The organism is Vibrio sp. 1-2 (7-a) (assembly GCF_013048515.1).
GTDB lineage: Bacteria > Pseudomonadota > Gammaproteobacteria > Enterobacterales > Vibrionaceae > Vibrio > Vibrio diabolicus.
Genome location: NZ_VHSQ01000002.1, coordinates 536827 through 558679 on the forward strand (window position 1 = coordinate 536827; position 21853 = coordinate 558679).

General features: G+C 45.9%; 17 protein-coding genes. 7 read left to right on the top strand and 10 right to left on the bottom strand.

Annotated features, from left to right (window positions below):
* Positions 1 to 28: 28 nt before the first annotated feature.
* Positions 29 to 229, bottom strand: a complete 201-nt coding sequence (locus FKN08_RS10050; protein ID WP_005392406.1) for a restriction endonuclease subunit S — start codon at positions 227 to 229, stop codon at positions 29 to 31.
* A 56-nt stretch (positions 230 to 285) separates the two neighbouring features.
* Positions 286 to 2202: a methyl-accepting chemotaxis protein gene (locus FKN08_RS10055; RefSeq protein ID WP_005392399.1), complete on the bottom strand. Its 1917-nt coding sequence runs from the start codon at positions 2200 to 2202 to the stop codon at positions 286 to 288.
* A gap of 310 nt (positions 2203 to 2512) precedes the next feature.
* Here FKN08_RS10055 and FKN08_RS10060 point away from each other — a divergent pair, with 310 nt between their 5' ends.
* The 6 genes from FKN08_RS10060 to FKN08_RS10085 are packed head-to-tail and all read left to right on the top strand — an operon-like array spanning position 2513 to position 9335.
* On the top strand, positions 2513 to 3469 hold the full coding sequence (locus FKN08_RS10060; RefSeq protein WP_005392397.1) for a MoxR family ATPase: 957 nt from the start codon (positions 2513 to 2515) through the stop codon (positions 3467 to 3469).
* Between the two features lie 14 nt (positions 3470 to 3483).
* On the top strand, positions 3484 to 4410 hold the full coding sequence (locus tag FKN08_RS10065) for a DUF58 domain-containing protein (protein WP_104972885.1): 927 nt from the start codon (positions 3484 to 3486) through the stop codon (positions 4408 to 4410).
* Between the two features lie 38 nt (positions 4411 to 4448).
* Positions 4449 to 4925 (top strand): DUF4381 domain-containing protein, encoded by a 477-nt coding sequence (locus tag FKN08_RS10070; RefSeq protein WP_047008481.1) that lies wholly within the window; start codon positions 4449 to 4451, stop codon positions 4923 to 4925.
* A complete protein-coding gene (locus FKN08_RS10075) occupies positions 4918 to 5922 on the top strand; it encodes a VWA domain-containing protein (RefSeq protein ID WP_047008482.1) in 1005 nt (334 codons plus the stop codon). The genes FKN08_RS10070 and FKN08_RS10075 overlap by 8 nt, the downstream gene beginning before the upstream one ends.
* Positions 5915 to 7684 (top strand): VWA domain-containing protein, encoded by a 1770-nt coding sequence (locus tag FKN08_RS10080; RefSeq protein WP_170892022.1) that lies wholly within the window; start codon positions 5915 to 5917, stop codon positions 7682 to 7684. Before FKN08_RS10075 ends, FKN08_RS10080 begins: the two co-directional genes overlap by 8 nt.
* A 4-nt stretch (positions 7685 to 7688) precedes the next feature.
* Positions 7689 to 9335 carry a BatD family protein gene (locus tag FKN08_RS10085; protein WP_170892023.1) on the top strand — a complete coding sequence of 549 codons (1647 nt, stop codon included), beginning with the start codon at positions 7689 to 7691 and terminating at the stop codon, positions 9333 to 9335.
* Between the two features lie 117 nt (positions 9336 to 9452).
* On the opposite strand, the gene FKN08_RS10090 is transcribed toward FKN08_RS10085, so the two are convergent.
* From FKN08_RS10090 to FKN08_RS10110, 5 genes are all read right to left on the bottom strand, one after another.
* Complete coding sequence (locus FKN08_RS10090; protein WP_006741920.1) at positions 9453 to 11576, bottom strand: GGDEF domain-containing protein; 2124 nt, start codon at positions 11574 to 11576, stop codon at positions 9453 to 9455.
* 328 nt (positions 11577 to 11904) lie between these two features.
* Positions 11905 to 12654 carry a phosphate ABC transporter ATP-binding protein PstB gene (pstB, locus tag FKN08_RS10095; RefSeq protein WP_005397884.1) on the bottom strand — a complete coding sequence of 250 codons (750 nt, stop codon included), beginning with the start codon at positions 12652 to 12654 and terminating at the stop codon, positions 11905 to 11907.
* 60 nt (positions 12655 to 12714) lie between these two features.
* A complete protein-coding gene (gene pstA, locus FKN08_RS10100) occupies positions 12715 to 13578 on the bottom strand; it encodes a phosphate ABC transporter permease PstA (protein ID WP_005397882.1) in 864 nt (287 codons plus the stop codon).
* Positions 13579 to 13600: 22 nt separating this feature from the next.
* The gene (gene pstC, locus FKN08_RS10105) at positions 13601 to 14533 is read right to left on the bottom strand and encodes a phosphate ABC transporter permease subunit PstC (protein WP_006741921.1); all 933 of its coding nucleotides are present in this window, start codon (positions 14531 to 14533) and stop codon (positions 13601 to 13603) included.
* Between the two features lie 103 nt (positions 14534 to 14636).
* Positions 14637 to 15458, bottom strand: a complete 822-nt coding sequence (locus FKN08_RS10110) for a phosphate ABC transporter substrate-binding protein (RefSeq protein ID WP_006741922.1) — start codon at positions 15456 to 15458, stop codon at positions 14637 to 14639.
* Positions 15459 to 15786: 328 nt separating this feature from the next.
* On the opposite strand from FKN08_RS10110, the gene FKN08_RS10115 reads away from it, so the two are divergent.
* Positions 15787 to 17430: a methyl-accepting chemotaxis protein gene (locus FKN08_RS10115; RefSeq protein WP_170892024.1), complete on the top strand. Its 1644-nt coding sequence runs from the start codon at positions 15787 to 15789 to the stop codon at positions 17428 to 17430.
* Positions 17431 to 17539: 109 nt separating this feature from the next.
* Here FKN08_RS10115 and FKN08_RS10120 read toward each other — a convergent pair whose 3' ends face one another.
* Genes FKN08_RS10120 through FKN08_RS10130 form a run of 3 tightly spaced genes read right to left on the bottom strand, consistent with a single transcriptional unit; the run spans position 17540 to position 21846 of the window.
* The gene (locus FKN08_RS10120; RefSeq protein WP_053808314.1) at positions 17540 to 18115 is read right to left on the bottom strand and encodes a DUF1566 domain-containing protein; all 576 of its coding nucleotides are present in this window, start codon (positions 18113 to 18115) and stop codon (positions 17540 to 17542) included.
* Between the two features lies 1 nt (position 18116).
* Positions 18117 to 19568 (bottom strand): DUF1566 domain-containing protein, encoded by a 1452-nt coding sequence (locus FKN08_RS10125; RefSeq protein WP_170892025.1) that lies wholly within the window; start codon positions 19566 to 19568, stop codon positions 18117 to 18119.
* Positions 19569 to 19593: 25 nt separating this feature from the next.
* The gene (locus FKN08_RS10130; protein ID WP_170892026.1) at positions 19594 to 21846 is read right to left on the bottom strand and encodes a proprotein convertase P-domain-containing protein; all 2253 of its coding nucleotides are present in this window, start codon (positions 21844 to 21846) and stop codon (positions 19594 to 19596) included.
* Between the last annotated feature and the right edge of the window lie 7 nt (positions 21847 to 21853).

The window sequence follows — 21853 nt, forward strand, 5'->3', positions numbered from 1 at the left end:
CCCGTTAGAACCGAAACCTCACCCTAGCTTAGTGAACTGGAACAGAGTTTTTTTGGTTAAATTTACCAAAGTGTTGCTCTAACACTTCTGGCGTCAACTTACCTTCTGCTTCCAGCTTTTTTAGCTCAGCGACGATCGCTTTTTGCTCTTCTAGCGACGGCAGTTTTACTTCTGGCTCCTGAGCGGCTTCCTGAGAAATCTGCTCTAGTTCTTTTTCGAAGTCATTCATAGTACTTCCCTAAATTTAGTTAGTGAACTTTTAAACTTCGGCTATTCTATCCAACTCTATAGCTTGAAGCTACCAACCATCTTGTCCAGACGTGAAGAGAGCGCTTGAAGATCACGACTTGCATCCGCCAGCTCTTCTGCCGTTGCCGTTGTCATTTCATTGATCGCGTTGATTTCTTCAATGTTTTGGTTAATGGTATGCACCACTGTGGATTGCTCTTCCGTCGCCGTCGCAACTTGCGTATTACGATCAGAGATGTCTGTAATTCGCTCAGAAATATTGACTAACACTTCCACGGCTTCATCGGTTGAAGCGACCCCTTCAATAGTGACCGCTTTACCCGCTTCCATCGCACTTACTGCGTCTTGTGCGTCACTTTGAAGTTGGTTGATCATCCGTTGGATCTCTTCTGTTGAGTCAGCTGTGCGTGACGCTAGGTTTCTGACTTCGTCAGCAACCACCGCAAAACCACGACCTTGCTCTCCAGCACGTGCAGCCTCAATCGCGGCGTTCAACGCAAGCAAGTTGGTTTGTTCTGATATGTCACGAATTACGCCCAGAATCGAGCCAATATCTTTAGTTGTCGATGCCAGCTGCGTGACGACAATATTGGTCGTTTCTACGTCATCAGCTAGGCGGCTAATCACCTCTTTGGCTTTCATAACCACTTCACGACCCGTTTGAGTATTATCAGAAGCCTGATTTGCCGTATCAGCAGCAGTAGCCGCGTTCGATGCAATTTCGCTGATGGTCGCACCCATCTGGTTAATCGCCGCAACAACTTGAATGGTTTGATCACGTTGCTCTTGGCTGTTGTCATGTGTGGATGTTGCTTTCGTCGAAACACTTTCTGCCGCTTGACTTAATGAGCCACTGGTTAAAGCAACTTCTTTCATTGTGGCGTGGATCTTCTCAATAAATCCGTTGAAGCCTTTTGAAAGCTGAGCAATTTCATCATTACCCTGAATTTCAATGCGCTGCGCCAAGTCGCCTTCACCTTGCCCAAGATCGGTAAAACGATCAGCAATCAGTCGAATTGGTTTAGTAATACTATTTGCCAACCATACGCCCATAAGGATGAATACAACGGCAACAATGATGGTCGTAAACAGCATTTTTTGCGCAGTAGCATTTAGGTCCGCGAAGACTTCATCGACAGGAACTACACCAATGACAAACCAGTTCATTGAAGGAACATACAAACTGGAAACAAACGTGTCCTGCCCTTCAAAGTCCACATTAATCAAATTGAAGCTGTTTTTATTCAGCAGTGCACTCGCATCACTACCAAATAGCTTGGTGATAGAAGTTTGGTTTTTACCTTGTTGACGATGTATTTGAATCTCACCCTGTTCGTTAGTGAGGAACACATAACCCGTATCTTCAATTTTAAACCCATTGAGCAGCGCAACCATGTCGTCCATCGACTTTGAAAGACCTGACATTGATGTACCATTTAAGTCTTGGTAGTTGGCAAACATTTTTACTTCGCCGTTTGCCTCTTGGAAAACGCTCACTGACGTTTCTTGACCAGAAGACGTAAAGCCAAAGAACCAAGCATCTTGAGTTCGATTCAGCTGACGCAAAAACCCGTTTTGATTCCAGTAATATGCCGTTTGACGATTGGCTACCGACGCATCATTAAGTCCGTACTGGGATTTAACGTTATTGAGCTGCTGAACTAACTGAACTTCTACCGACGGGTCGCGGTCTGTATTAGATAGGGCTTCGACAATAAACTCGTTTGTTGCGAGCTGTTTTGCGGCTTGTTGCATCTCTACAACTTCGCGGTCAATTTCTGTATTGATTTGCTGCAGCATCGCAGGTAGTTCGATATCAATAAGACGGTGGCTCAACACATCTCTTGCATGACGCTGAGCCATAACACCAACGATAATTGTTGATGCTAAAACAGCAAACGTAATACCAAGTACAACCTTCTGTTTGATGCTCAAGGAATGAAGTTTCAACATATTCGGACCTTTTAAAAGAATCACTTGTTATTGGCCCCATAAGGGGAATCTGGTGCATATCTCATGACACGCACATCACAGAAACTTTATCGGCTCACATATACAAAACTAGAGGCATTTCTCACTATATTATGAAAAATAAATGTAACGCTCTGTCAGATAAGAACTTTCAGTGATAGCAAGTACTTGCAATTCTCTGCAGAGTCCCAATATTGAAAAGATAAATTGCGAAAGCGCATTGGAACTTTTTCCATCTGGAAAATGACCAATACTCAACACAAAAATCAAATGGATATCGAGAGTCCAAAGCATGCATAAATCTAACTTCGAAACTCTTCAGCAATACCTAGAGTCGCAGATCATTGGTCAGCAAGATCTAGTTAAACAACTGCTTGTTGCCCTTTTAGCAGATGGACATATTTTGGTTGAGGGCCCTCCTGGGCTGGCAAAAACCCGTGCAGTAAAATCGCTCTCAGATTGTGTTGAAGGAGACTTCCACCGAATTCAGTTTACCCCTGACTTGCTGCCAGCCGATTTAACCGGCACTGATATCTTCCGCCCTGAAACCGGAGAGTTCACTTTCCAATCTGGTCCTATCTTCAATTCTCTTATTCTTGCGGATGAGATAAACCGTGCACCGGCCAAAGTACAAGCGGCGATGCTTGAAGCAATGGCAGAGAAACAAGTAACAGCAGGTCGTCATACCTACCCGTTGCCAGAGTTGTTTTTGGTCATGGCGACTCAAAATCCGATTGAACAAGAAGGGACTTATCCACTACCTGAAGCGCAGCTAGATCGCTTTTTATTACATTTAGAAGTGGAATACCCAGATGCGGAACATGAGCTATCTATCTTGCGTATTAACCGCGGTGAAGCAAAAGGCGAAACTACCGTCGAGCGCCCAATGTTAAGCCAACAAGATATATTCACTGCGCGTAAAGAAGTGTTGGATATTCATATGGCAGAAACGATAGAGCAGTACATCGTCCGTTTAGTTATGGCAACACGTCGAGCCAGCGAATATGACACTGAGCTGGATAAGTGGTTGTCAATGGGCGTTAGTCCGCGTGCCACCATCGCTCTGGATCGTTGTGCCCGTGCGCACGCTTGGCTTGCAGGTCGTGATTTTGTGTCCCCAGAAGATGTTCAAACCATGGCTTATCCGGTTTTGCGCCACCGTTTATTACTGAGTTACCACGCTCAAGCGGAAGGCATTACGGCAAACCAAGTCATTGATAAGCTGCTAAACCTCGTTGGCAGTGCATAAGACGAGGGAGTGATATGTCCACAACGCATCCACTGCCACCTCATGCGAATGGGGTGACATTAACCCTTGAAGAGCTGCTGCAATACCGCACTCAATCTGTACGTTGGTTGCCACCAGCACAAAGTATCTGGTCGCAAATGAGCGGTAACCATACCAGCCGCCAAAAAGGGCGAGGCATGGATTTTATGGAAGTACGCCAATACCAACCTGGCGATGATATCCGCAGTATTGATTGGCGGGTAACTGCTCGTACAGGGAAAGCGCACACAAAGTTATTTGCAGAAGACAAAGAGCAAGCTGTGATTCTTTACCTTGACCTGAGTTCTAGCCTGCATTTTGGGTCTAAGTATATGCTGAAGTCGGTTCAATTGGCCCACTTTGCCAGCGTGTTGATTTGGCTCACTTTGGCTAAAAAGGATCGCATCGGTGCGGTGATTGACGATGGACATCAATGTTTTGAGTTTCGCCCTTCCTCTCTACAAAAACAGGGGCTGCGGATTCTTAATGCTATCGTCGATACACATAACGCGCAGGTGGCTCGTACTGCCAACAACGAGGCTCGTACACTGCCGTATACTCAGGTGTTAGAAACACTTCATACACTGACACCTAAGGGCAGCGAACTGATTATGCTCAGCGACTTTGCCCACATAAACGCGGCAGAGTTGACGCAGTTACGTCGACTAAAACAGCACAACAGTGTGAGAGCTATTCAGTTTTATGATCCTTTAGAAAGAGGTGAAACAAACTTTAGAGGTCAAGTAAAAGCCTCGGATGGACAACGTAGTCAATGGTTCAACTTTGGCTCCAAGGGCCAAAGAAAGGAACTCGAAACACACTTTACTCAACACCAAGAAACCATTAAACAGCAATGCCATTCGATGGCGATTCCATTTAACACGCTATCAAGTGGTTGGCCCTTGATTTCACAATTAAGCTAACAAACTGTACAAGCAGCATTTATTAAGCAGTAATAATAATGACAACAAACAACCAAAGCCTAGACCTTGAACCTCTGATTTTACCAAACGCTCCGGATTGGTTTCCGCTCGCTTGGGGATGGTGGGCAGTGCTTGCGGCCACCGTACTTTTCGTTTTCAGCATTTATCTTTATACGAAATGGCGTAAAAAACGCCTACGCGCGCAAAAGGCAGCCTTAAAACTTTTAACTCAATCTGTCACACCTCATACCCCTTCCTCTGCTCTAGAAATATTGCGTCAGGCGGCATTGAGTTACTTTCCGCGTGAAGAAATCGCACCATTAACTGGAATCGCTTGGTATGAGTTTCTCGATAGCCATACCAAAGAAACTCGATTCGTAGACAAACAACATCAGTGGCAAGAAGCGCTGTATCAGAAATCCTCTCAAGAAAATCATCAAAGCTTGGTCGATGATTGTGTCTTTTGGATAACTCACGCTTTGCCACCAAAGAAAAAGGCAAATAACCGTGACTGAGCAAACACTCATAACCGAACTTGCCCAATGGCTAAACATTGAATTTGTCTGGTGGTGGGCACTATTTTTGCTGCCTGTCCCCTGGCTGGTATACAAGCTCCTGCCACAAGAGTCTCAACAAGCCGAGATCAAATTGGCGTACTTACCAACTAATGAGAATGGCAGCAAGCCTAGGCAAGCCCTGCAAAAATCACTATCAATGGCGATCTGGGTTCTTCTTATCATTGCTTGTGCGCGTCCAGTTTGGTTTGGTGATCCAGTTGAGTTCCAACCCAAATATCGGGACTTGATGTTAGTCGTCGACCTATCTGGCTCGATGCAGCAAGAAGACATGGAGCTCAACGGCGAATACATTGACCGCCTCACCGCTGTCAAAAAAGTTCTATCGGATTTCGTGGCAAAAAGAAAAGGTGACCGTCTCGGGGTTGTTTTGTTTGGCGATCACGCGTATTTGCAAACGCCACTCACTGCAGACCGTAAAACCGTCATGCAGCAGATTAATCAAACCGTCATCGGCTTGGTTGGTCAACGAACCGCCATTGGTGATGGCATTGGTCTAGGCACGAAAACCTTTGTAGACAGTGATGCTCCGCAACGAGTCATGATTTTGCTTAGTGACGGCAGCAATACCGCCGGTGTGCTCGAACCGCTCGAAGCAGCGGAAATCGCAAAAAAATACAATGCGACCATTTACACCGTAGGCATAGGTGCTGGTGAAATGATGGTGAAAGAGTTTTTCATGACTCGCAAGGTTAACACCGCAGCCGACTTGGATGAGCAAACACTAACTAAAGTGGCAGAGATGACTGGTGGACAATATTTTCGGGCGCGAGATACTGATCAGCTCGAAAAGATCTACGACACCATCAACCAGCTCGAGCCCGTGTCAAGCGACACGCAAACTTGGCGTCCGCAGTCAGAATGGTTCCCATACCCATTAAGCGCTGCATTCGTACTGTCGGTATTGTTATTCCTACTGAGGAGAAAGCATGGCTGAGTTTATTTTCCTTAACCCTTCTTGGCTTTGGGGGCTCATCGCAATCCCTATTGCGCTCTTGCTCAATCACAAATTTAGAGCAAAAAAATCGACACTGATTGCCCCCCACCTAGCTAAAGTGCTCGGACAAAATACGCAGTCCAAACACTATTTTATTCTCTGGGGCGTAGCTTGGGCGGTTGCCTGTATTGCGCTAGCGGGACCAAGCTGGCAATCCAACGCTCGCCCAAGCTTTGAGTTAAACCAAAACCGCATTTTAGTGCTTGATATGTCTCGCTCGATGTTCGCTACGGACATCAAGCCTAATCGACTCGCGCAAACACGTTATAAGGCGCTGGACTTACTTCCTAAATGGAAAGAAGGGGCTACGGGTCTTATTGCTTACGCTGGCGATGCCTATAACTTAAGTCCACTGACGACTGATTCCAGTACGCTTGCCGGCATTATCGAGAATTTGTCACCAGAGCTAATGCCTTTTCAAGGGGCAAACCTGCCTTCCGCAATTGAATTAGCGCTCAACCAGTTCTCTCAAGCAGGTGTGCAACAAGGCGACATCATCGTGTTAGCTGATGACCTTGATGAGTCAGAACTGTCTCGGACGTTGAATTTGGTCGAAGGTAAAAACATTCGCATCTCAGTTCTCGCAGTAGGAACCGCTAATGGCGCTCCCATCGCCCTACCCGATGGTTCTCTTTTAAAAACTGCACAAGGCACAACAGTCGTAGCGAAAACAAATCTGAAGAATTTACAAATACTAGCAAAGAAAACAGGTGGAATTTTTGTTCCTATTCAGCACACCAATCGCGATGTTGAGAACATTTCAGCCTTTACGAACAACGTTGGCAGTCAACTTTCGGCCAAGCAGAGTGAAGAAGTGAGCACTGACTCTCGCTTAAACGGTGGCTTTTGGTTGCTTCCGCTGTTACTTCTGCCTGCAGCTTTACTGTTCCGACGCGGCCTGATTTGGATGTTTGTGGCAACAATAATACCGATGACTTGGACACAACACGCCGAAGCAAATCCGTTCTTAAATGCCGACCAACGAGGAGCGGAACTCTACAAGCAAGGTGAGTATGAACAGGCGCAAAACCTATTTACAAACCCAAGCTGGAAAGGAGCCACCAGTTACCAAAAAGGTGACTACGAAGCCGCTATCGAAGCATTTTCTCATGACGCCTCTCCTAACGGCCGCTATAACCTTGCCAACTCTCTGGCGCAAAATGGTCAATTAGAAGAAGCAGCAGAGCTTTATAAAAAACTGCTTGAAGAAAAGCCCAACTTTGAAGCTGCAAAGAAAAACTTGTCGGTTGTGGAACAGAAGCTGAAACAGCAACAGCAACAGCAACAGCAACAGCAACAGCAACAGCAACAGCAACAGCAACAGCAACAGCAACAGCAACAGCAACAGCAACAGCAACAGCAACAGCAACAGCAACAGCAACAGCAACAGCAACAAAAGTCTCAAAACGGTGAGAAGGAAGAGCAAGGACAACAGTCACAAAATCAGCAAGAATCTGAAAATAAAACAGAAAAGCAAAAAATAGAGCAACATCGACCAAAACGAGGTGAAAAGCAGGCTCAGGAACAAGGTGAACCAATGCAGGCTCAAGTGCAGCCAAAAAACACGCATCGGAATGATCCTGAATTCCGTCGTCTAGAAGCAGTCGAAAGCGCTCGCGATCCAAGCTTTTTGATTCGTGCACAAATGCAGCTTCAAGCTCAACAAAAACAACCTCCACAACAATCTCAAAAGGAGTGGTAAGCCCGTGATGAACAAAGGCGTACAACTGATCTTTATTCTTGTGGCCAGCCTATTATCCAGCTTCTCGGTGATGGCACAGACGCTTCAAGCAAGCGTCAATAAAACACAAGTTGCTAAGAATGAAGTGATCAACCTCAGAATCATGGCAGATACTGAGCTCAGCTCAGATGCAATTGACTTTAATGTACTTGAGAACGACTTTTTCTTGGGTCAACCTCGTTATGGGCGCTCCAGCAATAACATTAACGGAAGAAAATCTGTACGTACTGAGTGGAGTATCTCGATTGCGCCGATGAAAGAAGGTGTTCTGACTATTCCGAGCTTTTCCGCAGATGGTATGAGAACGGAGCCAATAAAGCTTCGTGTCACCGCAAGCCAAGCTGAACCCAATCTCGATGACCTATTTAGCTTTAATATCAGTGTCGACAACAGCACGCTGTACCCTCAGCAATCTGCGACATTACGTATGCAGCTTTTGATCAAAGCAGATACCCGCCGTCTTGATAACCCACAAATTGTGCCTCCACAGATTGAAGGCATGAAGCTTGAAGCTATTGGTGGCTTACAGCAGGGACAAAAGATCTTAAATGGATTAGAAGTAGCGGTCATTGAACAGTCGTTTCGCTTAACGGCGAATCAGCCGGGTACTTACACCTTGATAGGTCCTAGACTGACAGGCTCTTACATTTATGGCGACAGCTTGACGGGCTCTACCAAGATCATGCCAATCAACACCAAAGCTGAGCAAATGCCTATCGAGGTAAAACCAATTCCAAGTGAATTTGAAGGGGAATGGCTTCCAGCTTCAGCGTTAGAAATGACGCAGAGCTGGCAAGACGATCAAGGTAATCCACTGTCGGTTAATGCGCTCAACACTGTCAAACAGGGCTCTTCACTCACTCGAACCATTCAAATTAAAGCTCGCGGAACACAAGCCGAATACCTTCCACGAGTAAGTATTGATTATCCAAGTTCGCTGCGGGTCTACCCAGAACAGCCTCAATTCGACAGCGCGAGAGATGGCACCGTTATCATGACAGTGAAGCAAGTCATTATCCCCACTGAGGCTGGGTCATATACCTTGCCGGGATACCATTTGAACTGGTGGGACAGCCAAAATGATGAAGCGAAAAAAGCGACGTTACCAGAGCTACAATTAGAAATAGAGCAAAGTGACACCGGGCTTATCACGTTGCCGGAGTCGCCTCTGCCAACACCACCTGAGTCATCCATCAGTCCCGAACCAAACGGTGGAGTGAGCAGTCTCTGGCAAACCCTGACCTTTGTTTTCGCTGGACTTTGGGTGGCGACGTTAGGAGTCGCGATTTGGGCATGGAAGAAGCGTCCTATGACGGCGAGTAAAACGGTTTCGAATACCGAGCAACCTCTTTGCGTTGATGCGTTGAAAAAAGTCATCAATGAAGGGGACGCTGCTAAAATTGAACGCTCAGTAAACGAGTATCTAAACACTCACCGAGACAGGTTAAGCCCTGGTGATGCGCAAGCCGTAAAACAAGAGCTTGACGCCATGAACCAAGCGCGTTTTAGTGCCAATCAACAACCTTGGCGTCCAGACTCGCTACTGGCAAAAATTCAAAACCTTGGCAAAGCAAACGTAACGAAAACCGACCACCAGCTAGAAAAACTATAAAGAAAAATGGCAGCTCAAGTGAGCTGCCATTTTTCTTGTGCGGACCAAACTCACTTTAGCAGTTTTATCTAAAAATCAACCAAACTGTCTCAGTAACTTTGATGTTATGAGCATCACTTATTCAACAAAAGCTTGATGCTCGTACTCATATCGCCTTACGCAATTTCGACCATGACTCTTCGCTTGATAGAGAGCCTTATCCGACAACTGGTAAAGATGGTCGAAATTAAAGTCTTTGCCTTTCGTTTTGTAACAAGAATAACCGACTGACACGGTGAGCAGCTCACCTTCTGGGTTGTGTTGGTGTTTGATGCCTTCATCTTCAATGCATTGACGAATACGTTCTGCTCTCTGCTTTACCGCCTCTTGATCAGAGCCGATCATTAGTAACACAAACTCTTCTCCACCAATGCGACAGAAAACCTCGTCTTCACCTTTGGTATGATGATCCAAGATATGACCCACGCGCATTAGTGCGATATCCCCTTCGAGATGGCCATAGTGATTGTTAAATAACCCAAAGTGATCAATATCAATCAGGATAAGACCAAAGGACATCGCTTCCTCACACTCTAGCGCGCAATATTTCTGCATCACATGTTCTAACATACGGCGATTGCCAAGACGTGTCAGAGGGTCAAGTTTAGAAAGCACCTCAAGCTGTCGGTTGGCTTCTTCCAACTCTTTGGTTCGGTTTTGTACTTCTAACTCCAGGTTTTCGTTTAATCCGCGAATCGCCTCTTGCGCTTGAGTGCGCTGCAAAACCTCCGCTAGACTGGAAGCGAACATACGAATCACTTCACGTAGCTGAGAAGTCAGCGGCGCGCGCGTCAATAAGTTATCAACAGCAATAAAGGCGATGGGCCCGCTGCTGTTCGAAGTCAAAACCGTCATCGCAGCCCAGCCAAAGCCGACAATATTACAGTCATGATAAATAGGAACGGATTCCTCAAATGCAACTTCACTAGGTACGGCGCGAGCTAAATTGATCAACGAAAAGTCTTGTGTCTCACCAAAGAAATAAGACTCATCCACCACATTGCCTTGAATGTCAGTCCCCCAAGTACCTTGCATGTATGAGCAGTTTTCATCGGTCAAAAACACCGCCATCCGATCAATACCAAGATTTTTGATGGCAAAAGTGACGGCCGATTTACATACATCACTGACGGTTGTACAGCGTGATAGCTCAACCATGCTTGAATGCAACATACGCACGTTCTGCTCTTGGCGCTTTCGAATGTAAATTTGTGAGAAAAGGGAGCCAAACGAGTCCAACATCTGTTTTTGATACGCTGTTATCGGCTTGCGATGAATAAAGTTATCAAGCGCGAACCAACCAAATGGCTCATTGCCATCACGTAGAATCAACATCGCGTTCCACCCCTGCCCAACCACTTTACCAGCTGTGTATATCGGCGCATCTTCCACGATCACTAGGTTGCTCTCAAGGCTTGACAGCGCAGCGATGTATTCTTCGCTCAGTTGGTGTAAATCGTATTGCGTGTGGAACTCATCAATGGTGATGCCTGATTCATCCGTGCCGTATGTTCCACTGAAACTGCGCTTTTTCATATCTAGAAGCATCAGTGTGGAGCGATCAAACCCCAACCGTTGACGTAGCGCTTCGACGGCTTTGTAATACAAATCTTTTAAGGAATCAGGGTTGGAGATCTCGAGAGCAACTTGCTGAACTAACTTCATGTTCTCGATAAAGCGCTCGCGTTGGTTAATTTCATCGACATATTGCGCTTCACGAATATCTCTGTGTCTCATCTCTTGCGACGCATTTTTCTCGGCGCGAATGCACTGCCAACGCGCCGCTGCAAGCTGCATTGCATCATAGCTTTCTTCATAGATATTGTGTGCCGTGCGAGCATGAACAGATTGAATCAGTAGGTAGGTGCGTTTGATAGGCGTGTTATCGAGCATCATTATGTAACTATCTCCACCTAAATCTTGGGTGTGATTCCAGTTACAAGTATTGATCGCCAGAGGAATGATGCTTTCAGAAGTGTCAAACTGACTTGCCCACTCCCAGAAGCTGTCAGGATAGCTTTGGATTGGGTAAAGCTCCCCGCGAGAGAAACTCACAGAATAACGGGGATTGATTGAAGGATCTTCAAAAATGGCTAAGGCTTGAGGGGAGAACAAACTCTCTAAATGATCAAATATCGCCTCCGCTAATAAGCGATGATCCCTCGTTGAAGACACTTTTCTTGTAAAACTTCTTAAACTCACCCTACCAACCTAATCTACTTTTTTATTCTCGATAAAAAACTACTTAGGCCATCATATGCAATCAATACAATCAAATTTGAGCTGTTAAGTCATTCGCAAAATTATCAGACTTAGTTTCACATTCGAGAGCTCTTCAGCACTTTTATAACCGTATTTCACATAAGTTACATGTTCTATAAAAAGGGGGGGTATTTGTGCTTCCTTGCAAGAATTATTGGTATAGGTTGGTGTTATAAATGTGCAGCTTGAAAAGAAAAAGGCCCCTCAAAAAGAGGGGCAAAGTTACCATCGCTTATAGTTATTTAGTTATGCTTGTAAATATGGCGAATTAACCGAAATCACCATTTACGTAGCCTTGAGTACGGTCATCTTGAGGGTTACTGAAGATCACTTGAGTATCGTTATGCTCAACCAGTTCACCCATTAGGAAGAACGCAGTACGGTCAGAGATACGACGCGCCTGTTGCATTGAGTGAGTCACGATAACGATGGTGTAGTTCTTCTTCAGCTCTTCCATCAATTCTTCGATTTTATGTGTCGCAATTGGGTCAAGTGCCGAAGTTGGTTCATCCATCAGAATCACATCCGGTTCCATCGCGATCGTACGTGCGATACAAAGACGCTGTTGCTGACCACCCGATAGACCAAATGCGTGTGACTTCAGACGATCTTTCACTTCGTCCCAAAGTGCTGCGCCGCGTAGTGAACGCTCTACCACTTCGTCAATGTGTTTCTTGTCTTTGATACCTTGAGCACGTAGGCCGTAAGCCACGTTTTCGTAGATGCTCATCGGGAATGGGTTTGGCTTCTGGAACACCATGCCAACCTTGATGCGAAGATCCGCGACATCAATGTTGCCGTAAATGTCTTCGCCGTCCATCGCCAGTTTACCCGTGATTTTCACGCCTTCGATTAGATCGTTCATGCGGTTCAAACAACGTAGAAGCGTTGATTTACCACAACCTGACGGGCCGATAAGCGCCGTTACTTGGCGAACTGGAATTGGTAGGTTGATCGATTTCAGTGCTTGGTTTTCACCGTAGAATAAGTCTAGGTTTTCAATATCAAATTTGTTCATTTTCTTAATCTCTTAAATCTTGAATTCGTGTCTTTTAACGTGCGTTCTTAATTAGTGTTGTTAGTAAGTTGCGGTGTTAAAACGTCTAGCAATCAGTTTCGTTACCATGTTGATCAGAAGAACAACCACGATAAGCACTGTTGCGGTACCGTAAGCCTGATTCCATTCTTCAACGGTAAACAGTTCGGTAGTCAGTTTGTATAGGTGAACGGTTAATGTACGACCGGAGTCCAACAGAGAATCTGGAATACGAGCAACCATGCCTGCTGTCAGAAATACAGGAGCAGACTCACCAATGACACGACCAATACTTAGAATGACCGAGGTTAAGATACCTGGCATTGCGCTCGGAAGAATCAAACGCCAGATAGTGTAAATTTTTGAAGCGCCAAGGCCGTAAGAGCCTTCACGATACGTTTGAGGCACTGCCATTAGTGCTTCTTCCGTAGTACGGATGATCACTGGCAGAATAAGAATACTTAGAGTCAGTGCACCCGACAGAATCGAGAAGCCCAGACCAAGAATTGCCACGAAGAACGTCATACCGAATAGACCGAAGATGATCGACGGGATACCCGCCAACGACTCAGTACAGAATCGGATAATTTTTACCAATCGGCTACCGACTTTCGCGTATTCGGTTAAGTAGATTGCCGTCATGATACCCAGTGGCGCCGCTACCGCGATGGATGCGATAACCATGTAGATGGTCGAGACGATCATCGGGAAGATACCGTGCTCTTCACCAGTACGTGTGTAGTTATCAGTAATGAAGTTCCAATCTACGTGTTGTAGACCATTTGATAGGATGTACCAGATAATCCAGAACAAAAAACCTACCGTTAGTGCTGCCGAAATCCAAACCAAAGCGTTAAAGACGTTATCTTTGAACTGGCGAGCTTGTTTTAGTTTTGCGCGATCCATAATAGTCACCTTTAACGAGCGATTACTTCGCTTTTTCTCGGTTTAGGTAAAGAAGTACAGCGTTCAACGACATGATGAAGACCAGAAGTACAACACCAGTGGCGTAAAGAGCGTTGGCGTGAATACCACTTGCGTAAGACATTTCAATCGCGATGTTTGCGGTTAGCGTACGTGCCGAATCTAGAATGCCTTCTGGCATAGCAGGTGCATTACCCATCACCATGATGATCGCCATTGTCTCACCTAGAGCACGGCCAATACCCAAAATCACACCCGTCATGATCCCTGAACGAGCCGCTGGAACGAGCAATTTGAAGATTGTGTAGATTTTCGAAGCGCCAAGTGCCAAAGAGCCTTCTTTGTATGCACGAGGCACAGCTCGAATAGACGTTTCAGATACCGTGATTACGGTCGGTAGAATCATCACCCCAAGCACGATGATACCTGCCAAAATCGTGTTACCCGCAGGGACATTAAAGATGTTTTGAATCAGCGGTACGATGATAACCAAACCAAAGAAACCATAAACCACAGACGGGATACCTGCCAAAAGCTCAACTGCAGGACGAATAATATCCGCAAGACGCTTTGGTGCAATTTCGGCAATAAAGATAGCCGTCAGCACACCAATTGGTACACCGACGATTACCGCACCTGCCGTCGATACAATAGATGCCACAATCATTGTCGCAACACCGTAAAGTGCAGGCGGTAGCCAGTTTTGTCCAAGAACGATGCCCGATACACCAGCTTCTTGGAATGCTGGGATACTCTCTCGAACAATGAAGTATGCAATAACGGCTAATGAGACGATGCCGATAACGGCACTGGTTAGGAACAAGCCGTGGAAGATACGCTCTTTCCAGTCTACGCGACGTTTCTCGCGCAGGCCGGGCTTGCTGATAGCTTTAGCGTCAGTATTCATAAGCTTTTCACTATTTGTTGCGATGGTCATTTAAAAAATCTCACGGTTCTGGGCGTTTTGCCGGTGAACACTATGGATAGAAAAGGCTCAGCCCTAAATGGTGGGCTGAGCAAACTTAAGAGTCCCGATAAAATTAGTTAACTGAGATGTAACCGTTTTGGTCAACTAGCTTTTGCGCATCTTCAGTTAGCATCCAGTCTAGGAATTTTTGCGTTTCAGCTGATGGCTTGCCTTCTTTGTAAAGCACAAGGAATGGACGAGCTACTTTGTAAGAACCGTTTTTCACGTTAGCTACCGTTGCATCAACGCCGTCGATTGCTAGAGCATTAACAGTGTTGTCTACAGTACCAAGAGAAATGTAGCCGATTGCGTATGGGTTAGATGCAACCATTGTTTTGAGTGCGCCGTTACCATTTGCAACTTGAGCACGTTGAGAGATAGCTGATACCTTCTTACCAGAAATCTTCATTTTAAGAGACATGATGTCTTCAAATGCGCCACGAGTACCTGAAGCCGTGTCACGAGTAATTGCTACGATTGGCTTGTCTGCACCACCGACTTCTTTCCAGTTTGATACTTCGCCTTTGTAGATTGCAGTCACTTGCTCTGCTGTTAGGCCAGGCAGTTTGTTTTGTGGGTTAACAACCACTGCGATACCATCACGAGCAACCACTTCTTCGATTAGTGTTGATTCTTTTTCAGAGTCTTTTAGATTACGAGAAGACATACCAAGGTCTGCTGAACCATTTTTTGCTGCTTTAACACCAGCTGAAGAACCAGGGCCTTGAACTTCGATAAATACGTTAGGGTTCTTCTTCATGTACGTTTCAGAGAAAACTTCCATCAGTGGAGTTACGCTGCTAGAACCCACTGCAGAGATAGTTTCTTTAGCAGAAACAGGAGTCACTGCCATTGCGCCTAGAAGTGCGATTGCACCGATTACTGTCTTTTTCATCACAATTTCCTTAAGTGGCTTTATTGCCGTTGTGTTTCACTTGAACGGTGCTCACTTTAGAATTTGAATATGACAGTTGTGTTTCACTTAGTTGAACCCTCTATGACACGTTGTCATTTCTAACTATTAATTCCGCGACTTATCCCTCTCTCAATTTGAACGTAACGTTTTTATAAGTTGCCTCATGTTCAAGATGATAACCCCATCGATTTTGGTACATTTCATAACAATTAGATATGAGTAACTCATTGATTTGACGAATGTGGCAATTAAAATCGAGATGCTTATTTATAAAAAAGATAATAATCAAACCGATAGAGGGTCAATCATGCGTCAATTTCTTAGTACGCTTTCTATTAAACTTCAGGTCTTTTTACCTGTTCTATTCACCGTTGTATTACTCGTCATTGGATTGAGCGTCGGAATCGGCAAGCTCGACCAAGCATTCAATAAGGTTTCCACTTCCACCAACAAGCTGATCATTCATAAAGAGGAACTCAGCGCCATCGTAGACAACACCTACGCCATGCGCATCAAAGCCATTTACAGTCTATTTAGAGCCGAAGATGTCCAATCTCTCAACCAAGAACTGTCTGAACGACAAAACAAAAACCGCGATTTTCTGAATTCCATCGATAGCCTCCCAGGCGTTCAAACCGAAGTGCATACTATGCGCAAAGCCATGGATCACTATGTTGATTTCACGCGCGTCACCATGACACCTCTGCTCACCACCAAACACTCTTCTGGCTACACCACATCCGATTTCAATCAAAAGTACGAATCTGCGATGGCAGAATATCGATTGGCTGGCGAAGCAATGATCAACGCCATCGACAACCTGTCTAAACAATTGAATCAAATCGTCACCGATGAAGTGGAAGCGAATGGCGAACAGCATTCAACCACGCTCACTTACAGTGCGGTTTCACTTGCAGTGATCTTGATTGCTGCTTCGCTTATTAGTTGGATACTAGCCAGCTATATCGTTGCACCGATTCGTAACCTTCAAGGAACCATGCAAGAAGTCGCGAAGGGAAATCTATTGGTTAAAGCCGAAGCCATCGGAAAAAACGAAGTGTCGCAACTGGCTCAGGATGTAAACCAAACCATCGACAAACTGCGTGAAACCGTGAGTGCATTAGTTCGAATTAGTGAAGATGTGGCATCAGCATCGACCGAGCTAGCGACTGTTATGACTCAAAGCAGCGTTAACTCAGATCAAGAAAAGCAAGAAGTTGAGCAAGTGGCTTCGGCAATCAACCAACTAGAATCGACTGCAGCTGAAGTGTCGACCAATGCACAAGAAGCCGATAGCGCATCAAATCAAGCACGCATGCTTACCTCACAAAGTCTGAGCATGTTTGAGGAAAGCACTCGCGCAAGCGAAAAAATGGCAGAACAACTCAACGAAGCCGCAGCCGTCGTGACATCGCTGAAAGATCAATCAGAACACATTGGTCGCGTGATCGAAGTGATTGAAGGCATTTCTGAGCAAACCAATTTGCTTGCACTGAATGCAGCGATCGAGGCTGCACGAGCGGGCGAAAGTGGCCGAGGCTTTGCGGTAGTCGCCGATGAAGTACGTATGTTAGCGGCGCGAACTCAGGAATCGACAAAAGAGATCCAGACCATCATTGAAGAGCTTCAACAGCAATCTGGTCACGCGAATGAAAGCATGCACTCTAGCTTAGCCATGTTGTCAGACAACCAAACTCTGGCACAAGAAGTTAGCCAATCACTTGTTAATATCAGTAACGCTATCGCCGATCTGAACTCAATCAACACGCAAGTGGCGACCGCATCAGAAGAGCAGAAACAGGTCACGGCTGATATCAACAACAACTTAACGAACATCTATGAGCTGGTGAGCCAGAACGTAACTGGCATTACGCAATCCGCCGCTGCCGCTCAAGAACTGTCTGGTTTAGCAGAAAACCAAAAACATCAGCTTAAGCAGTTCCAAGTTTAAACATTCTGCTCAACACGATAAGTGCCAAAGGTTAGAAAAGAAAAAAGCTCCGCACTGGCGGAGCTTTTTATAAAGGCAAAGCTATCAATCTTTATTAACGTAATAAGTATTATTCATCTGTCACTAACAAGAGAGAGCTTTTGAAACTTGAGTCTAATGGATCTCTATTGAAAACCTCACCATTAGTCGTATCAAGAGTAGCAACATGCTTACCGTCACCATTAGGTGTGTTACTCCAGATATTACGTCCTAAAATATCGTCCTTGTCTGTCAGTGTATAACCGCTCGCAAAGCCTGTACCATTCATCGCTGGGCTATAGCAAGCTTGCTCCGTTAACGATACCAACTCTTTAATGTTTGCTAGTCGCCAATTCTTTTTGCCAGCAAAGTTGTGTAGAGGGTGGTTACCGGACGGATTACGAATTTGTTGGGCCGTAGACAGCGCGAATTGCCATGACATCGTAGCTCGCGTTCCGGTGCATTCTTCGTTTGCTGCATTCCATGTCATACCGACTGGACAGCGCATCCATGTAAGACCTGTTTTTAAGTCAGTTACAGTTCCCTTATCTGAATAAGTGTAACGTGTATTAGGTGCTGTTTTAGCAAACTCAGTCGAACACTCTTGTGCTGCCATTGCTACTTGAGAAGCCAACACAAGAGATAGCGCGGTCATTAGTTTCTTCATCTTATTGTCCCTTAACTGCTACTAGACGGATTGGGAATTGGTAGGAATCATAGGCATCTTCACTTGTACTGCTTGAGCGAATCTCAACGAATGAAGTGGCCCCTCTATCTGCGCCCCGAGAGACAATTGCGGGGAAATAAATCTCACCATCCATGAGCTGTGATGATGTTTCCGTAAACCTAAAACCATCATGCCAAAACGCACCTTTTTCTAAATAAGGGCTGCCTAAAGTTTGCTGTGGGAAGTATTTGACATTAAAACCATACACATTGTTCGGTTCATATTCTGTGCTCGGCGCAAATAGTGTCTTTTCACCGAAATCTAGTAAGTCATAAGTTTCACGGTAAGTAGGCAGGCGCCAACCAGTGATTCCACATAACGATTGTTTGTTTATGTACTCAACGTATTGGCTCGTAGTACAAATTTCATCGCCCACCTCTTTACAGCCCGCAAGATCTACATCTTTGCTAAATGGCTTAAATGTTTCAGACTCAAACGCAAATAGGCGGTCTTTAAATTGAATAGAGCTCGCATCCGCACTCTTGTTTTCCCAAACAAGACCAGTACGCTCATCCAAAGTGCAAGCCCACTCAGTGGCATCTGCAGCTAAAGCAGCGCCTTGTGAATCTAGCTTAACGAACTTAAAGCCCGCGCCTGTCGACGTTTGCTTGTCCTGTTTGTCGAAGCCGTATTCCGCATCTTGACCAGGGTAAGAAGCTTGGACCTCTGCAACGTCTGCAGCGCCATCAGCAAAGTGAAGAATGGCACCCGTATCGTTACTACCAACCGTTTGTTCAGCAACCGCTGCAATTTCTTCAGCAAATGCACTCACTTCCGCTTCAGACAGAAGATCAGAGGCTAGCGATTTACCTTGGAAGCTAAGACTTTGAGCAAGCAGCGCTACGCCTTTGGTCATTTGTTGTGGTTGCATCGCAGCTAATAGTGCAACCGTGTTTTGCTCTAGTTTGTCTAGCTCGCTGGCTTCTGCGTTAGACATTACCGTACCAGATAGAGAAACGCCGGCATCCGTGAGTTGCGCTTTAACAATCTCTTCAGCTTGAGCAACGGTTTTACCGTCAACCACAAGACCTGCGAGCAATGTTGTTACACCATTTACTGTGTTACCCGTGGCTAAGTTTTGGCCTGGAGCTGCAAGACGCAACGTTTGGTTTGAGCCTTGATCAACTTGAGCAAGAATCGTGCTAGTCAAAATGTTCTTGTCGCTTGACGTCAGGGAGAACTTACCAGCATTATCCGTTTTAGCACTCGGTTCAGTAGTATCACAAACGTAGTTCTGGTTTAAATCGATACATACTGGCGTATCAAGAAGTGTACCTGCAGAAACGATGGTGCCAGCTACATTATAGGTCGGTGTTGACGTGTCACCACCAGAACCACCGCCACAACCAGCTAGGGCTAGTGACATAGCAACGAAAGAATATTGAAACTTCATAAATTTTGTCTTCTTTAGATTTTAATTAACGAGAACGAATCACTCTCACCATTGAAAGCAGGAAAAGTCCTAACAAGGTCCAAGGCGAACCACTGCCACCTGAACCACCACCACTGCTTTCTTTAGTGGTATCAGCACTACACTGATACTGAGCAAAGTGACTAACCCCCCACTCTTTCAACACCCCAGAGTTCCCTGACACGCGGTCAGATACTTCGAGACGCCAAGTACCCCAACTCGGTTGACCGACAAGTGCTTGTAACTCCTCGTCATACTGAGCGGTGAAGTAACCTTCAAACCCATTGGTATTGCTTGATTGATGGCTAAGTAGCACAACCGATTTACCTTGTGGAGACACAAGCGTCACTTGCAGATCCTGCAGTGAGTCATGTTCGATGTTCAGGTAAACCGCAAACGAATCATCAATCGTGCGTGACTTGTCCGATAGCGTCTGAGAGAACAATCTGTCACCCTGCTCCGGCAAAGCGGAGTTCACTGGTTGAGGCTGGATATCGAGCTCTGGCGTACCATTAACCAGCATCACTTTTTCGCTCCACTGGTGAGTCTTTAATCCTTCAGCAAATTGGTAATCCAATGAAATAGAGGAATCGAATTGCGTGCCACATGTCAGACCGCTTGGTAACGCCACCTTCATTGAGGTCGAGTCAGAAAGCGTTTCATCAAAATCGAAAACGGATTCGTTGCTTAGCTGCCATTGCCCTTTGATGCTCGCTTCACGGCCAGTTTGGCTCAGGCTCACACCAACGTCTTGACCTTGTGCGATGTATCGAGCGTCATAGCGAACGCGAAGAGGCGCTTTAAGTAAGTTGTGTTTGTTGAAGCTGTCCGTCAGGAATTGGGCATAGTCTTTATTTGGGAACAAAGTGTTTGCGGCAAACACGGTCGATTCCGCCAGATCATGCATTTTCACGCCACGACCAATGCCATACATGCCTTCAAGGACAATGGCGTCAAACTCGCGGAACACGCTATCGGTGTCATCACCGTATCGTTCAACCGACGCTTTAAGTGCTTGGAACAGTGGCGTTGACCACAGCTCATCGCCTAGTTCACCGCCCACACTAACGTGCGCTGGATACTCTGAGCTCTCGAAGTAACGCGCTCTTTGGTTCCATAAGCTACGAGTTGTTTTGCGTGTTCCGAACATACCGTCCCAGTTGAACACCGTATCTAACTCGAATTCTTGGCCACGGCGAGCTGCGTCTAAATACTGTGTTCGGTAGCTCGCGCTGCCCGCCCAGTAATCACCAACACCTTCTCCAATCGCGCCAGTATGTCCATACGCCCAATCAGGAACGATTTGATAGTGAATACCGTGTCCTAGCTCGTGCAAAATCACATCTGCATCTGCAGCATCTGGAGATACTCCGCCAACGCCTAACATCAGCGCACGCGAACCTGTGTAGTAAGAAGAGTTGTCGAGCGCTAAACCACGCCCATCAAAACGAAGCGGCTCTTCAAATAAGTCATAGCTCAAGCTCGATAAGTACTGCAGTGAGCTATCAAGATGGTAAAACGCCATCAACTGCAAAAAGGCATTGTCGCCAAGTTGAGCGCTTTGCATCGCTTTTACATCCGCAAAAGATTGAACCCCCTCAGGCGGCAAAATACTGCTTGTATCACGCACAGGCTCAGCACCTACCGCAGGTGAAGACAGTAATGCAAGTGCATCCACCTGTTTAACGCGCTCGTTAGCTAGGTAGAACTTGCCACCGGACTGCAAAACTTGAATCTGCTTCTCAACATATTGAAGTGGCTGCGGATAATCCTCTAACGAATTCCACGCAGAATCAGGCGCAGCTTGTTGTTGCATTGTACGTAAATCAGGATCAAAGAGTGAGACGGGAACCGTTACTAACTCACCAGAGCTCAATGCTGGCGGCTCGGTCACTTCCAAGCGAACAGGCAGTTCCAGTTCTCCGGCTGGCATCGCCTCACCATTACGAATCACCGTATCTTCAAGGCTTTTGAAAATACGCTCAACTTGACTGTCTTGGTTAGTCGACAGCACAATGGTGCGTTGCGGTTGATACTGCCCATCGACCCACACATCAAAGTTGTAATGATCTCCGAGCTGAGAACGAGTTTGATAGCGAAACTTAAGTTCGCCAGCACTAGCGTAATTGGCTTGTAAGTAGCGCAGCGCTTCGGCTTGGTTCGTGACCGTAATAGCCGCGCTAGGGTAATCCCACTCGGCAGCGTTCGTCACTTGAACGCCTGCCAACGCAAGAGAAAGCGCTAAAAGTTTGAGTTTCATGCAGGGC